Annotated in this window: 16 protein-coding genes; 7 read left to right on the forward strand and 9 right to left on the reverse strand. The window is 49.8% G+C overall.

From position 1 onward, the window contains the following. Window positions 1–46: 46 nt before the first annotated feature. From ACQE3Y_RS16840 to ACQE3Y_RS16855, 4 genes are all read left to right on the forward strand, one after another. A complete protein-coding gene (locus ACQE3Y_RS16840; protein WP_426982124.1) occupies window positions 47–2,206 on the forward strand; it encodes a lysine decarboxylase LdcC in 2,160 nt (719 codons plus the stop codon). Between the two features lie 76 nt (window positions 2,207–2,282). Then, window positions 2,283–2,672: a VOC family protein gene (locus ACQE3Y_RS16845; RefSeq protein ID WP_085067903.1), complete on the forward strand. Its 390-nt coding sequence runs from the start codon at window positions 2,283–2,285 to the stop codon at window positions 2,670–2,672. Window positions 2,673–2,725: 53 nt separating this feature from the next. Next, window positions 2,726–4,042, forward strand: a complete 1,317-nt coding sequence (tilS, locus tag ACQE3Y_RS16850) for a tRNA lysidine(34) synthetase TilS (protein ID WP_426982125.1) — start codon at window positions 2,726–2,728, stop codon at window positions 4,040–4,042. Then, window positions 4,039–4,347 (forward strand): c-type cytochrome, encoded by a 309-nt coding sequence (locus tag ACQE3Y_RS16855; protein ID WP_426982126.1) that lies wholly within the window; start codon window positions 4,039–4,041, stop codon window positions 4,345–4,347. The genes tilS and ACQE3Y_RS16855 overlap by 4 nt, the downstream gene beginning before the upstream one ends. Window positions 4,348–4,378: 31 nt before the next feature. Here the strand turns inward: ACQE3Y_RS16855 and rof are convergent, their stop codons facing one another. Both rof and ACQE3Y_RS16865 read right to left on the reverse strand, forming a co-directional pair. Then, window positions 4,379–4,642, reverse strand: a complete 264-nt coding sequence (rof, locus tag ACQE3Y_RS16860) for a Rho-binding antiterminator (RefSeq protein ID WP_085067900.1) — start codon at window positions 4,640–4,642, stop codon at window positions 4,379–4,381. Continuing rightward, window positions 4,629–4,829, reverse strand: coding sequence for a YaeP family protein (locus ACQE3Y_RS16865; protein WP_165786514.1), 201 nt, complete (start codon window positions 4,827–4,829; stop codon window positions 4,629–4,631). The genes rof and ACQE3Y_RS16865 overlap by 14 nt, the downstream gene beginning before the upstream one ends. 209 nt (window positions 4,830–5,038) lie before the next feature. Between ACQE3Y_RS16865 and arfB the strand changes: the two genes are divergently transcribed. Further along, window positions 5,039–5,449, forward strand: coding sequence for an alternative ribosome rescue aminoacyl-tRNA hydrolase ArfB (gene arfB / locus ACQE3Y_RS16870; RefSeq protein WP_426982127.1), 411 nt, complete (start codon window positions 5,039–5,041; stop codon window positions 5,447–5,449). A gap of 78 nt (window positions 5,450–5,527) precedes the next feature. Here the strand turns inward: arfB and ACQE3Y_RS16875 are convergent, their stop codons facing one another. After that, window positions 5,528–6,832 (reverse strand): glycosyltransferase family 2 protein, encoded by a 1,305-nt coding sequence (locus ACQE3Y_RS16875; RefSeq protein WP_426982129.1) that lies wholly within the window; start codon window positions 6,830–6,832, stop codon window positions 5,528–5,530. Between the two features lie 489 nt (window positions 6,833–7,321). Between ACQE3Y_RS16875 and ACQE3Y_RS16880 the strand changes: the two genes are divergently transcribed. Continuing rightward, window positions 7,322–7,678, forward strand: a complete 357-nt coding sequence (locus tag ACQE3Y_RS16880; protein ID WP_426982130.1) for a hypothetical protein — start codon at window positions 7,322–7,324, stop codon at window positions 7,676–7,678. Window positions 7,679–7,776: 98 nt separating this feature from the next. Here the strand turns inward: ACQE3Y_RS16880 and proS are convergent, their stop codons facing one another. From proS to metN, 6 genes are all read right to left on the reverse strand, one after another. After that, window positions 7,777–9,504, reverse strand: coding sequence for a proline--tRNA ligase (gene proS, locus ACQE3Y_RS16885; RefSeq protein ID WP_426974547.1), 1,728 nt, complete (start codon window positions 9,502–9,504; stop codon window positions 7,777–7,779). Window positions 9,505–9,608: 104 nt separating this feature from the next. Further along, the gene (gene tsaA / locus ACQE3Y_RS16890) at window positions 9,609–10,316 is read right to left on the reverse strand and encodes a tRNA (N6-threonylcarbamoyladenosine(37)-N6)-methyltransferase TrmO (protein ID WP_426982131.1); all 708 of its coding nucleotides are present in this window, start codon (window positions 10,314–10,316) and stop codon (window positions 9,609–9,611) included. Further along, entirely contained in the window at window positions 10,313–10,717 is a 405-nt protein-coding gene (gene rcsF / locus ACQE3Y_RS16895; protein ID WP_250651902.1) for an Rcs stress response system protein RcsF, read from the reverse strand. Before rcsF ends, tsaA begins: the two co-directional genes overlap by 4 nt. A 218-nt stretch (window positions 10,718–10,935) precedes the next feature. Next, window positions 10,936–11,751, reverse strand: coding sequence for a MetQ/NlpA family lipoprotein (locus ACQE3Y_RS16900; RefSeq protein ID WP_426974550.1), 816 nt, complete (start codon window positions 11,749–11,751; stop codon window positions 10,936–10,938). Window positions 11,752–11,783: 32 nt separating this feature from the next. Further along, the gene (locus ACQE3Y_RS16905) at window positions 11,784–12,437 is read right to left on the reverse strand and encodes a methionine ABC transporter permease MetI (RefSeq protein ID WP_085067893.1); all 654 of its coding nucleotides are present in this window, start codon (window positions 12,435–12,437) and stop codon (window positions 11,784–11,786) included. Continuing rightward, the gene (metN, locus tag ACQE3Y_RS16910) at window positions 12,430–13,461 is read right to left on the reverse strand and encodes a methionine ABC transporter ATP-binding protein MetN (protein WP_250651904.1); all 1,032 of its coding nucleotides are present in this window, start codon (window positions 13,459–13,461) and stop codon (window positions 12,430–12,432) included. The genes ACQE3Y_RS16905 and metN overlap by 8 nt, the downstream gene beginning before the upstream one ends. A 193-nt stretch (window positions 13,462–13,654) precedes the next feature. Between metN and gmhB the strand changes: the two genes are divergently transcribed. Then, entirely contained in the window at window positions 13,655–14,215 is a 561-nt protein-coding gene (gene gmhB / locus ACQE3Y_RS16915; protein ID WP_426974551.1) for a D-glycero-beta-D-manno-heptose 1,7-bisphosphate 7-phosphatase, read from the forward strand. Window positions 14,216–14,630 lie beyond the last annotated feature (415 nt).

Below are 14,630 nucleotides of genomic sequence, written 5' to 3' on the forward strand. Positions count from 1 at the left end.
TATCCGCTATGCTTATTCTTTATCGCTCATCACCAGGAGGTGCGAATTGAATATCATTGCGATAATGGGACCGCATAACGCTTTTTATAAAGATGAACCGATTCGCCAGCTGCATCAGGCGCTGATCGGCAAGGGGTTCGATCTTATCTATCCCAAAGACGCCAACGATTTGGTTAAGCTAATTGAGCATAATCCACGGGTTTGCGGCATTATTTTTGACTGGGATGAATATAGCCTGGATCTCTGCAGCGAAATTAATCAGCTTAACGAATACCTGCCGCTCTACGCCTTTATTAATACCCACTCCACCATGGATATCAGCATTCACGAAATGCGCATGGCGCTGTGGTTCTTTGAATATGCGCTTGGTGTCGAAGAGGATATCGCCCAGCGTATCCGCCAGTATACCGATGAGTATATCGACAATATTACGCCGCCGTTGACGCGAGCGCTGTTTAACTATGTGAAGGAAGGGAAATACACTTTCTGCACGCCTGGCCATATGGCTGGCACCGCTTTTCAAAAAAGCCCAGTCGGCACGCTGTTTTATGACTTTTACGGCCCTAACGCCTTGAAGGCGGATACCTCTATTTCTGTTACCGAGCTGGGATCGCTGCTTGATCACACCGGCCCGCATCTGGAAGCAGAGGAGTATATCGCCCGCACTTTCGGTGCCGAGCAAAGTTATATGGTGACCAACGGCACTTCAACCTCAAACAAAATCGTCGGTATGTACGCTGCGCCTGCAGGCAGCACGGTGCTTATCGACCGCAACTGCCATAAATCGCTGACGCATCTGCTGATGATGAGCGATATCGTGCCGATTTGGCTGAAGCCGACACGTAATGCGCTGGGCATTCTCGGCGGTATTCCTAAGCGGGAGTTTATGCGTGACAGCATTGCATTGAAGGTGGCGCAAACCGAACATGCCAGCTGGCCGGTACATGCGGTGATCACCAACTCCACCTACGATGGTCTGCTGTATAACACCCGCTACATCAAAGAAACGCTGGATGTGCCTTCGATTCATTTTGATTCCGCCTGGGTGCCTTATACCAATTTTCATCCCATCTATGCGGGCAAGAGCGGGATGAGCGGCGAGCGCACGCCAGGCAAGGTGATTTATGAAACGCAGTCTACACATAAGCTGCTGGCGGCATATTCGCAGGCTTCGCTGATTCATATTAAAGGCGACTACGATGAACAGACCTTTAACGAAGCCTATATGATGCATACCACCACCTCGCCGAACTATTCGATTGTCGCCTCTATCGAAACGGCGGCCGCCATGCTGCGTGGTAATCCGGGACGTCGGCTGATTAACCGTTCCGTTGAGCGTGCGCTGCATTTCCGCCGCGAAATCCAGCGGCTGCGCGAAGAGTCCGATAGCTGGTTTTACGATATCTGGCAGCCAGACGGCATAGAAGAAGCAGAGTGCTGGCCGATCCAGCCGGGTGAAGAAGCGTGGCATGGTTTTATTGATGCCGATCGCGATCATATGTATCTCGATCCGATCAAGGTAACCATTTTGACGCCCGGCATGAGTGAACAGGGTGAAATGGCGGAAGAAGGGATCCCGGCGGCGCTGGTGGCCAAGTTTCTTGATGAACGCGGTATCGTGGTAGAGAAAACCGGCCCGTATAATTTGCTGTTTCTGTTCAGTATCGGCATCGACAAAACCCGGGCAATGGGGCTGCTGCGTGCACTGCTGGACTTCAAGCGTGCCTACGATCTTAATCTACGGGTGAAAAATATCCTGCCGGATCTCTATGCCGAAGATCCCGATTTCTATCGCAATATGCGGATCCAGACGCTGGCACAGGGCATTCATCAACTGATCCACCAACACGATCTGCCGCGCCTGATGCTGAAAGCGTTTGATGTGCTGCCGGAGATGAAAATGACACCGCATCGGGCGTTTCAGCTACAGGTAAAAGGAGAGGTAGAAACCGTGGAGATTGACCAGATGATCGGGCGCGTTTCGGCCAACATGATTCTGCCTTATCCGCCGGGCGTGCCGCTGGTGATGCCGGGAGAGATGATTACTGAATCCAGCCGTGCGGTGCTCGACTTCCTGCTGATGCTGTGTGCCATTGGCCAACACTATCCTGGTTTTGAAACCGATATCCACGGCGCCAAGCTCACCGAGGATGGGCGCTATCTGGTACGCGTCCTTAAACAGCATGAGCCGGATACTGTGCGCTAACTTGCAGATTATGCCGTCTTGCTTCAGCATCCATGAGTGAGTAGGGTGCTGCAGTAAGATAGATCAAGGAGAAGCTATGCTGGATATCAAGAAGGTTCATCATATTGCGATTATTGCCAGCGACTATGCGCGCAGCAAGGCATTTTACTGCGACATTCTTGGCTTTACGCTGCAGCAGGAAGTTTATCGCGAAGCGCGTGATTCATGGAAAGGCGATCTGGCGCTGAATGGAGAGTATCTGATTGAGCTGTTCTCTTTCCCGACGCCGCCGGCTCGTATTAGTCACCCGGAAGCCTGCGGCTTACGCCATCTGGCGTTTGCAGTGAATGATATCGATCGCGCCTGTGAGTTACTCACGGAAAAAGGCGTAGCCTGCGAGCCCGTTCGCATCGATCCTCTCACCGGCAAGCGCTTTACCTTTTTCAGCGATCCGGATAATTTGCCGCTAGAGTTATACCAGGCTTAAAATAACCGTTTTTACGGTCATCGCTCTGATGGCCGCCTGCCAATAGGTTTTTCATGACGCAGCTTGCACAACTTGAACAGCAGCTGGCCGGTGAACAGCGGCTGCTGGTGGGGTTCAGCGGCGGGCTGGACTCTACCGTTCTTTTGCATCAGTTAACCCTGTTGCGCCAGCGACAGCCAACGTTACAGTTGCGCGCAATTCATATTCATCACGGATTAAGCCCCTGTGCCGATAGCTGGGTGCAGCACTGCCGGGCCGTTTGTGAAGCGTGGCAGGTTGAGCTGGAGGTCGTGGCGATCAAGGTTGACGGACGCGACAGCGGCATTGAAGGCGCGGCGCGCGAAGGGCGTTATCAGGCTTTTCGCGACAGTTTGCGCACCGGAGAAGCCCTGGTGACGGCGCAGCACCTTGACGATCAATGCGAAACCTTGCTGCTGGCGTTGAAGCGCGGCAGCGGGCCTGCTGGCCTGGCCGCGATGCCCGTGCGCCTGATGTTAGGCGCACATCGCCTGCTGCGTCCGCTGCTTTCGCGTCAGCGAGCTGAGCTGGAAAAGTGGGCTGAAGAGTATCAGTTGCGCTGGATTGAAGATGAAAGTAATCAGGATACGCGCTATGACCGTAACTTTCTGCGCCAGCGGATATTACCGACACTGAGCGAGCGCTGGCCGCATTTTGCCGTCGCCGTTGCCCGCAGCGCGGCGCTGTGCGGCGAGCAGGAGCAACTGCTGGATGAGCTGTTGGCGGAGTCGCTGGCGGCGCGAACAGAGCCGGATGGCGCACTGCGCATCGATGGCTTTGCTGCCATGAGCGAAGCACGTCGCGCTGCGCTGCTGCGGCGCTGGATTGCCGGCTGCGGCGGTCAAATGCCCTCGCGGGATGCGATCCGGCGTCTGTGGCTGGAAGTGATCAATGCACGGGAAGATGCCGCGCCGCGTCTGCGGTTGGGAGATCATGAAATACGGCGCTATCGTGAGAAGCTCTACTGGCTGCCGTTAAGGCCATCGGTACGCGCGCTGATTTTACCCTGGACAGAGGTGACCAGGCCGCTCCCTCTCCCGCACGATCTTGGCATACTGCAACTGGCGGAAAGCGGTACGGAAGTGCGCCCGCCCCGCGCAGATGAAACGGTTACGGTACGCTTTCAGGCGCAGGGCCGTTTCGCCATCGAGGGACGCAGCGGCCATCGATCGATCAAAAAACTGTGGCAGGAGTGTGACGTGCCGCCGTGGCAACGTGAAAGCACGCCGCTGATTTTTTACAATGAGACGCTTATTGCCGCACTGAATACGTTTGTTTGCCGCGAAGGCAGCGCTATGGCGGGAAATGCCTGGCGCATTGCCTGGCTTCGTGAAAGGGAGAATAAAAGATGAAAGCCCTGTTGATACTGATGCTGGCCTGTTTTACCGCGCCTGCGCTGGCGGCCGGTAACGCTGCTGCCGGTCAGGAAAAATCTGCCGCCTGTCAGGCGTGCCACGGCGCAGAAGGTAAAGCTTCTGTTTCGCTGTATCCCAATCTGGCCGGTCAGCATGCCGATTATTTACAGCATGCGCTGCAGGCTTACAGGAAAGGGGAGCGTAGCGGTGGACAGGCGGAAGTGATGAAAGCGTTTGTCAGTGGGTTAAGCGATGAGGATATGGCCGATTTAGCCGCGTATTATCAGTCGTTAAAGCCGTGAAGCCAAAGGGCGGGAAAGCCCGCCCAAAGGGTTAATCCGACTCGCTGACAACAACGGTGCCCAGCTCGGGATGGCTAAAGCTGGCAATATGGTCAAGGCGCAGTTCGCGCACCTCACCGGCCAGGTCAACCACCAGATATTCTACGTTTTTACGCGTGATCATATCCTGCGCTTGTACCTTAAGCTGTTCACCATTCTTGAGTTCAAGAACCAGTGACCACTGTTTTTGGCAGGCGAGTTCGAGACTATCGTAATCGTCACAATTGATCGGTTTGTAGGCTTCATTCGTCAACATAATCGCTCACCAATAAGTTTGCAGCGGCATAAGCCGCCTGTTCCCTGACAGAAGAGTTTAGCGCAGAATTAGCCGCTATCTCATTCAGTGTTTTTAACGCGCAACCTATGGCGTCGGGCACGTATCCCAGTTCGCCGCCGCCGATTTCAGCGTACTTCTGACGAACCAAATCACAATATTTCTGCACATGCACCTCCTTCCAGAGCGTAAATCTCTGACTCCAGCGACTATAACATAGCCTTCTGCGGGAAATCAGCGGTTCACAGCGTTTTATCCGTAGACAATAAGTATTGACCTGAAGCGTTAGCAAGTCACACTCTACGTTATCGGTTACAGCAAACAATGCGCCCATATCAATGAATCTTCTAAAGATGGGCAGCACAACGGTAAATTTTTATGATTGTACTATCACGTAACGTCACCATCAGCGACAGCGAACTGGACATCACGGCTATACGAGCCCAGGGCGCAGGCGGCCAGCACGTCAATAAAAGCTCAACGGCGATCCATTTGCGCTTTGATATCCGTGCTTCATCGTTGCCCGATTTTTATAAAGAGCGCCTGCTTAGCGCCAGCCATCATCTGATTACGCCCGAAGGAATGGTGATCATTAAGGCGCAGGAGTATCGCAGCCAGGAGATGAACCGCGAAGCGGCGCTGAAGCGGCTGGAAAATTTGATTCGCGAGCTTACCGTGGTGGAGAAAACCCGGCGTCCCACGCGTCCGACGCTGGCGTCCAAACGACGCAGGCTGGAGGGCAAAGCGCAGCGCAGTAATACCAAAGCGCTACGGGGAAAGGTGGTGTAGTTTTAAATATTTTAGATCGTAACAACCAAGATTGTAATTATGATTGAAAGCAATACCTGGAGATAATTGCTGATGAAATTAATCATCAGCAAATCTGTACTTTTCGAGGATAGATGATATTGGTGGAAATTCCTCTTCCAGAGCATTGCGAAATTTCTGTGCTTTATCATAGAAACCACACTCAATCAATAAAATAAGGATTGCGATATCGATATGGTATCCTGAGCTATGTAACATACCATAGTGGATTAGTTTATCTTTTTCTCGATAGCTGCTTAAGGTTTCTAATTTAACCATAAGATCATTTCGTCGCTGCATAACTAGCGACATGGTTGAGTAATATAAATAATTGCTTTTATCCTCATTTAAATGAAACATTTGCTTTGATAACTTCATTAAGTTAAGACAGTCACCTTTTCTTAGCATGATCTCTGCTAAAATAACCATAAAATGGAAACTATATTGGTTTGCCATGATGTTTCTTTTAGTGATAGCGTTTCGGGGGTTGTATAAAATACAATCCTTAACCATTGTTTCTATTTCCTCGTCAGGTAAGTAACCAGCTCCATCACGACAGTAAAAATACTTCCACCTTATTTCGCTTGGTTCTTTTTTTATTGTTTTCTTCAAGAGGCTTATGTTTCTTTTTACCTTTTCTTTATTTTTTAAAACCTCGTTCTTATATCCTTCATGTCTAATATTTATATCTAAGGTAACTTGATTAAGTAATCCATTCAGTTTGCGCAGTTCCTCATGCACGTGGCCAAAATAATGAAAATTTTCACTATTATAAAAGCATCTTCTAACGCCAACAGATTTATGATTATTGTGATCGATGATTACAGGACAAATTGCAATTGTCTCATTTAAATCTAGCAGTTCAAATTTACGGAGTAGTTTTTTAAATAAAGTAAATTTATGGGTTGGCATCACAGTTTCATCAGCATCTATATAAAATGCCCATTTCCCTGTCGCTTTTGATTTTGCATAATTCCGTATTTGTGAAAAATTATCTTCCCATTGTTTTGTGAAAACCTTAACTTTATCGCCCTGGTAAGTAGCGATTAAATTTAATGTGTTATCAGTAGAGCCTGTGTCAATTATTACTAGCTCTTCTACGTAATTTTTTATACTTTCTATGCATTTAACAATATTATCTTCTTCGTTTTTTACTATAATGATAGCCGTTAGTGTTGTCAGTTCATCATTAAGTAAAACTTTCATTTGCTTTTTTTTTAATTTTGCTATTTTATTGGTTTTATTAATTGAGCTGCAGTTTATTTCTTTTATTAAACTTATTTGCTCGAACCAACTTTTTAGTTGCGTTGATTCTAAAAGAAATTTGTTATAATTTCTTTGATTTAACAACGTTAAATTTTCCATTATAACCTCTGGTTAAAGGCATATAATGCTTAAATATGCCTTTGTTTGTGTTTATTTATCGTGAAGTACAAATAGGACTAGAACCAAAACCTGCGTTTTTGCCAGGCTTAGAAGGCGAGTAAAAATCCCCCGGCCATGAACAACTGAACTTCCCATTAAATATCCCGCTCATTATTGCTCCCCAGATCATAGACGGCCCTGGGTTATAACCTCCGGAAACTTGCCTTAATTGAGCTTCGTTTTTAATTTCTTTTAATACTTCGTTCTTTTTTTCATAAAATAATTTCTCTTTTTATATAATGGTTTGGTCGTTACCACCGAATGCTTCGGTTGGCATTTCAATGTTTATATTGTAAGGTATTCAATGGCTATTTTTTAATTTTCAATTTATAGATGCTCAGCTTTCATTAACTTTTCAACTAATTAAAAAGTATCTTTTGAGTAGGGTATAAACATCTAATTTTCAAAGTAAATAAGGACTTGCAGAATATGGACATAGTTATTATGGTTTACGCGGCACCGCCGGTTTTAGGCGGAGGTTACTGCCCCTCTCCTTCTGTGTTCTCTTTCCATCCGCCTGAGGAAAAATTTATTAAGGCGTTATCGGCGCAGTTAAAAGAGGAAAATATGTCCTGGCAGGCCCATCTGGACGATAGTTATAGCGATATTGATGAGTTAATGTATAAGGCTAAAGCATTAGTATGCGCACCGGGGTTACAGTATCAGTTTAGAACCAAAGGTTTTGATAAGAGTCGCATTCTGTATCTTACTACAATGGAATATTTTTATAGTGATACGAGGCGTGTAATAGAGATGCTGCGCAAGATTGATGCTACAGGAAAATGAAGTGCTAATAATAAACGGGGAGCAGGTCATGGGCTAAAAACCCTTACTCACCGGTAGGCCGGGTTTCAGGGTTTTTAGCGTAACGTTACGGCAGGGGATTATTTCTCGCTTTGGATCGCGTCGACCAGGAAATCCACAATACGGTCGCGTTTGATCATCTGTTTTTCACCGGCACGACGCGCTTTATATTCGATCTCGTCGTTATCCAGGTTGCGATCGCCCAGCACGATGGTATGCGGGATCCCGATCAGTTCCATATCGGCAAACATCACGCCCGGACGCTCTTTACGATCGTCAAGCAGTACCTCGATACCCTTCGCACGCAGCGTGGCGTACAGCTCTTCCGCCAACTCTTTCACGCGGAAAGATTTATGCATGTTCATCGGCAGGATCGCGACCTGGAACGGTGCCAGCGCCGCAGGCCAGATAACGCCGCGATCGTCATGGTTCTGCTCAATTGCCGCTGCCACTATGCGGGTGATACCAATACCGTAGCAGCCCATGGTCAGCGTCTGGTTACGGCCATCTTCGCCCTGCACCGCAGCCTTCATCGCTTCCGAATATTTGGTGCCCAGCTGGAAGATATGACCCACTTCGATGCCGCGCTTGATCAGCAGCGTACCTTTGCCGTCCGGGCTGGGATCGCCTTCCACTACCTTGCGCAGATCGGCAACCTGCAGCGGCTCGGCCAGATCGCGGCCCCAGTTGATCCCGATAAAGTGCTTGCCGTCGATATTCGCGCCCGCGCTGAAGTCGCTCATTTTGGCAACGGTGCGATCGGCAATTACCGGCAATGTCAGGCCAACCGGACCCAGTGAACCCGGACCGGCACCAACTGCGGCACGGATCTCTTCTTCAGTAGCAAACACCAGCGGCGCAGCCACGATATCCACTTTTTCCGCTTTGATTTCGTTCAGTTCATGATCGCCACGCACCAGCAGCGCAACCAGCTGGTGGCCACTCTCTTCGCTGGCTTTAACTATCAGCGTCTTGACTGTTTTTTCAACGGGCAGATTAAACTGCGCAACCAGTTCGGCGATAGTTTTTGCATCAGGCGTATCAATCTGTTCTAACGACTGCGCAGGGGCAGGGCGCTCACCGGCTGGCGCAACGGCTTCCGCCAGCTCAATATTCGCCGCGTAATCCGATTCGGTTGAGAAGACGATGTCATCTTCACCGCTCTGCGCCAGCACCTGGAATTCGTGCGATGCGCTGCCGCCGATAGATCCGGTATCTGCCTGTACCGCGCGGAAATCCAGCCCCATACGGCTGAAGATCTGACCGTAGGCGCGATACATCGCCTCGTAGGTTTCCTGCAGCGATTCCTGAGAGGTATGGAAGGAGTAAGCATCCTTCATGATAAATTCACGTGAGCGCATTACGCCAAAACGCGGGCGCACTTCATCACGGAATTTGGTCTGGATCTGGAACAGATTCAGCGGCAGCTGCTTGTAAGAGCTTAGCTCGTTGCGAATCAGGTCGGTGATCACCTCTTCGTGCGTTGGGCCCAGCACAAACGGGCGATCGCCACGATCCACCAAACGCAACAGCTCAGGACCGTACTGCTCCCAACGTCCGCTCTCCTGCCACAGGTCGGCTGGCTGTACTACCGGCATAGAGATTTCAATCGCACCGGCGTTAGTCATCTCTTCGCGCACGATGTTTTCAACTTTTTTTAGTACGCGTAAGCCCGTCGGCAGCCAGGTATAGAGGCCTGAGGCCAGTTTACGAATCATCCCGGCACGCAGCATCAGCTGATGGCTGATCACTTCGGCATCGGACGGCGTCTCTTTAAGCGTGGAGAGCAGATATTGAGTAGTACGCATCTGTAAGATTCCAGTTTGGGCGGAAAATAGTCAAAGATTGACCTGAAAATAGTGGCGGTTAGTGTACCAGCGAGTGATGCACCTCAAAAGAGAGCGAGAACAAATTAGCGCGGATCGAGCGCCAGCACCTCGGTGCCTTCAGCGGTTACGCGCCAGCGCACGTTGAAATCAAGCAGCCAGACGGCATATTCACGCTCTGGCTCTTCGCCTTTGCGATAGGCTGGACGCGGATCCTGTGCCAGCACCTGGCTAATAAAACGCGCCAGCTGAGGATAACGCTGTTGGTTATTATGCAACTGCTGTTGCGCGCGCTCTGAAAAGCGCACCGGCATCTCTGCTGAAGGGGCATTTTGGGCAAAACCGGCGCGCGCAGCCGGAATCGCTTCGGCAAAAGGCAGATAGGGTTTGATATCAACAACTGGCGTGCCGTCAACCAAATCAAGGCTGCCCAGCTCAAGGATCACCTGGCTTTTCTGGCAGCGTACGCCTTTCAGCTCAACCAGCGACATGCCAACCGGATTGGGCCGGAAGGTTGAGCGGGTGGCAAATACGCCCATGCGCGTATTACCACCCAGGCGCGGAGGGCGTACCGTTGGACGCCAGCCGCCTTCCATGGTTTGATGAAAAACAAACAGCAGCCACAGATGACTGAACGCTTCCAGGCCGCGCACCGCTTCCGGTTGATTATAGGGAGGAAGCAAATGCAATTCGCCGCCGCCATCTTCAATCAGGCCCGGCTGCCGTGGTACCGCGAACTTCTCTTTCCACGGTGATTTAATCACGCCAATCTGCGCGAAAGAAAACTGACTCATTTACCGGTTACTTTTAGCGCCGTGCCCTGGCAGATCGCCTGGCGATAGCAGCCTTTGCTTTCATTAACGATTTCACATTTATGTAACAGTACCGCGTTAGCTTTCATATAAGATGCGCGGATCTGCATACGTTTACGTGCGGTATTAATGTTTGGCGGCGAGTCCTGGCGGCTGGTCTGGCAATCATCGCCCGATACCTCGCCTAAATCCCGGAAAGGATTACTTAGCAGCTCAGTTGTATCGGTATAGAGCTTCACCGGCGCAGGGCGCACTGCTGGACGAGCATGCGTTTCCGTGGTGGTTGGCCGGGCTTCGGGCGCGGTAATGGGCTTATAAGGCTTATGTAGCAAAGAGCAACCTGTCAGCGAAAGCGCCAACAAACAAAGCGGTAACGCGCGCATCGAATTATCCTCATTTCTAAAAATTGGCGTTATTGAAACAAGCAATCAGTTAAATGACAAGTTGCGATAACATTTGATTAAACGTTAAAAAGGCGGCCCGGCTGATTTGACCGCAAGCATAAAGCTTATAACCGGTAAATCAGCGGGCCGCCTGATCGAGATGGGTAACGCAATGTTAAGGGCAGATGATTAACTAAAAATCCTGAGCCTGAGCCGTATTACCAGCCTTTAACCGCACCGCCATTGAAGATTTTATTCGCCGCTTCTGCGACAGTGTCAGACTGATATGCCTGAACAAACTTCTTCACATTTTCTGCATCTTTATTGTCTTCACGCGCAACAATAATGTTCACGTAAGGAGAATCTTTATCTTCCACAAAGATGCCGTCTTTGGTTGGCGTCAGGCCAATCTGGCTGGCATAGGTGGTATTAATCACTGCCAGCGCGATCTGATCGTCATCCAGCGAGCGCGGCAGCTGCGGCGCTTCCAGCTCAACAATCTTCAGCTTTTTCGGGTTTTCGATAATATCCAGAGAGGTCGGCTGCAGGCCTACACCCTCTTTTAACTTAACCAGACCCACTTTTTGCAGCAGCAGCAGTGAACGGCCAAGGTTAGTAGGATCGTTCGGAATGGCAACCTGCGCGCCTTCCTGCAGCTCATCCAGTGATTTAATCTTTTTCGAGTAACCTGCGATTGGATAAACAAAAGTGTGGCCTACGGTTACCAGTTTATAGCCACGATCCTTGATTTGCGCGTCAAGGTAGGGCTGATGCTGGAAGGCGTTAACATCAATATCGCCCTTGCTTAATGCTTCGTTAGGCAGCACGTAATCATTAAAGGTGACCAGCTCAACGTCCAGACCATATTTATCTTTCGCCACTTTCTGCGCGACTTCAGCAACCTGCTGTTCGGCACCAACAATAACACCAACTTTAACATGGTTAGGATCTTTCTCTTCCTGACCACATCCTGCCAGCGCCATAGCACCGAGCAGCGCTCCCACAGCGGCAATCTTTTTCAACGTGAAAGACATATCCTTTCCTTAATAGAGAGTATTGAGGTGACTTATTTATGTGTGACAGCACGAACGATGCGGTCGCCACAGAATTGTATGAGATAAACCAGGACCACCAGTAATACCAGAACGGTATTCATTACTGTGGCGTTATAACCGATATAGCCGTACTGGTAACCAATCTGCCCTAAGCCGCCAGCGCCTACGGCACCGCCCATTGCAGAATAGCCGACCAGCGTAATCAATGTAATAGTGGCCGCATTTACCAACCCCGGCAAGGCTTCCGGCAGCAGAACCTTACGAATAATCTGCATCGGCGTTGCGCCCATGGCACGGGAAGCTTCAATCAGGCCGGTAGGCAGCTCCAGTAGAGCGTTTTCAACCATACGCGCAATAAAAGGCGCAGCGCCAACGGTCAACGGAACGATAGCGGCCTGTAGCCCAATTGAGGTGCCAACAATGGCGCGGGTAAAAGGGATCATCCAGACCAGCAGGATAATAAAAGGAATCGAACGGAAAATATTGACCAGCGCGGATAAGACCCGATACAGGTTATTATTGGCCATGATCTGACCCGGGCGGGTGATATAAAGCAGAACGCCAACCGGCAGACCCAGCACAAAGCCAAAAAAGCCAGAGACAAAGGTCATCATCAGCGTTTCCCAAACGCCGCGACCCAGTAACCACATCATTGCCTCAGACATACCCTAATACCTCTACTTTTACATGATGCTGTTGTAAATAAGCAATTGCGCCTTCGGTCTCCTGCTCGCTGCCGTGCATTTCCGTCAGCATGATGCCGAACTTCACGCCGCCAGCGTAATCCATTTGGGCGCTGATAATATTGTTATTAACGTTAAAGCGGCGTGCGGTTTCCGACAACAGCGGTGCATCAACCGACTGACCGGTAAACTCCAGCCGCAGAAGAGGCACGCTGTCAGCAGTTGACTGCGCCTGTAAACGCTGCTGATAGTCCTCAGGAATATCAAGATGCAGCGTGGACTGAATAAATTGCTGAGCCAGCGGCGTTTTCGGATGAGAGAAAACTTCGCTGACGCTGTCTTTTTCAATCAGCTGACCATTACTGATGACCGCAACCTGATCGCAAATGCGTTTTACCACATCCATCTCATGCGTAATCAAGAGAATGGTAATGCCAAGACGGCGATTAATATCTTTTAAGAGTTCAAGAATGGCTCGGGTGGTGGCCGGATCAAGCGCGCTGGTGGCTTCATCACACAGCAGTACTTTCGGGCTGCTTGCCAGCGCACGCGCAATAGCAACGCGCTGTTTCTGACCTCCGGAAAGGTTAGCAGGCCAGGCGTCATGCTTATCGGCAAGGCCGACCAGATCGAGCAGCTCCGTCACGCGAGCTTTGATCGTTGCGCGTGGCATGTTATCCAGCTCAAGCGGCAACGCCACGTTGCCAAAAACGGTGCGCGAGTTCAGCAGATTAAAATGCTGGAAAATCATGCCGATTTGACGGCGGGCCAGCGTAAGCTCGCTTTCTGACAGCGAGGTGAGTTCCTGTCCATCAACCAGAACGCTGCCGGACGTAGGGCGCTCAAGCAGGTTAACGCAGCGAATAAGCGTACTTTTACCCGCGCCTGATGAGCCAATAACGCCATAAATTTGTCCTGCGGGCACGTGTAGGCTAACGTCTGACAACGCAGTGATGGTGCGCGCGCCCTGCTGAAAGACTTTAGTAATATTGGAAAGTTTTATCATTGAGTTATTAGTTATCTGTTGCGGTGAAGTTGTCCGTGGTGTTTTTTCTTTTGTCTTACTATCGCGACAAAATTTGAAACGGATGGTAAGGCATCCAGACGTCTAAATCAATCAGAGAGATTCAATCTGCCATTCTCTCTTTTATTGCAATCATGCGATACTGAGCGACAAATCAGGCAGCAGGAGTTACTACGTGACGGCTAAAGTCCCGGCGATATTTCTTGATCGCGATGGCACAGTAAATGTGGATCATGGCTATGTCCATGAGATTGATGCTTTTCAGTTTATTGATGGCGCCATTGAGGCGATGCAGGAACTGAAGAAAATGGGGTACGCGCTGGTGCTGGTGACTAACCAGTCCGGTATCGCGCGCGGAATGTTTAGTGAAGACCAGTTTATGCAGCTCACGGAGTGGATGGACTGGTCGCTGGCAGACAGAGAGGTGGATTTGGATGGCATCTATTATTGTCCACACCATCCTGAGGCTGCGGTAGAAAGCTATCGCCAACAATGCGACTGCCGTAAACCACAACCCGGTATGCTGCTTAGCGCAATGAAAGAGCTGAATATCGATATGGCTGCTTCTTATATGGTTGGCGATAAAATCGATGATGTTCAGGCAGGCAAAGCAGCAGGCGTGGGCACAACAGTATTAGTACGCAGCGGTAAACCGGTTATTGCGGAAGGCGAGAAATTGGCCGACTGGGTAATAGATAGCCTTGCAGAGCTACCGAAACGCATAAAACAGGGTTAAAAATAGGCGTTCTGCGCGAAATTTCAGCGAACAGCAAAAAAGTTGAAATTAGCACTTGTCAGGGGTCGAGAACTCCCTATAATGCGCCTCCATCGACACGGCACAACGGCTTACGCCACGCGGTGTTGAGCGGTTCAGCAAGATGAATCGCCGGAGAAAAACTTCTGAAAAAGAAGTTGACTCTGAAAGAGGAAAGCGTAATATACGCCACCTCGCGACAACGGCACGAAGCGCCGGTCGCAACGCTCTTTAACAATTTATCAGACAATCTGTGTGGGCACTCACGGGCGGGATATCGCAAAAACTATTGCAGTATCAAGTCTCAGAGTGAACACGTAATTCATTACGACGTTTTTCTTTGAGCATCAGACTTTTAAATTGAAGAGTTTGATCATGGCTCAGATTGAACGCTGGC

This window comes from Pantoea sp. FN0305, assembly GCF_050113845.1.
In the GTDB taxonomy this organism is placed as follows: Bacteria; Pseudomonadota; Gammaproteobacteria; order Enterobacterales; family Enterobacteriaceae; genus Mixta; species Mixta alhagi.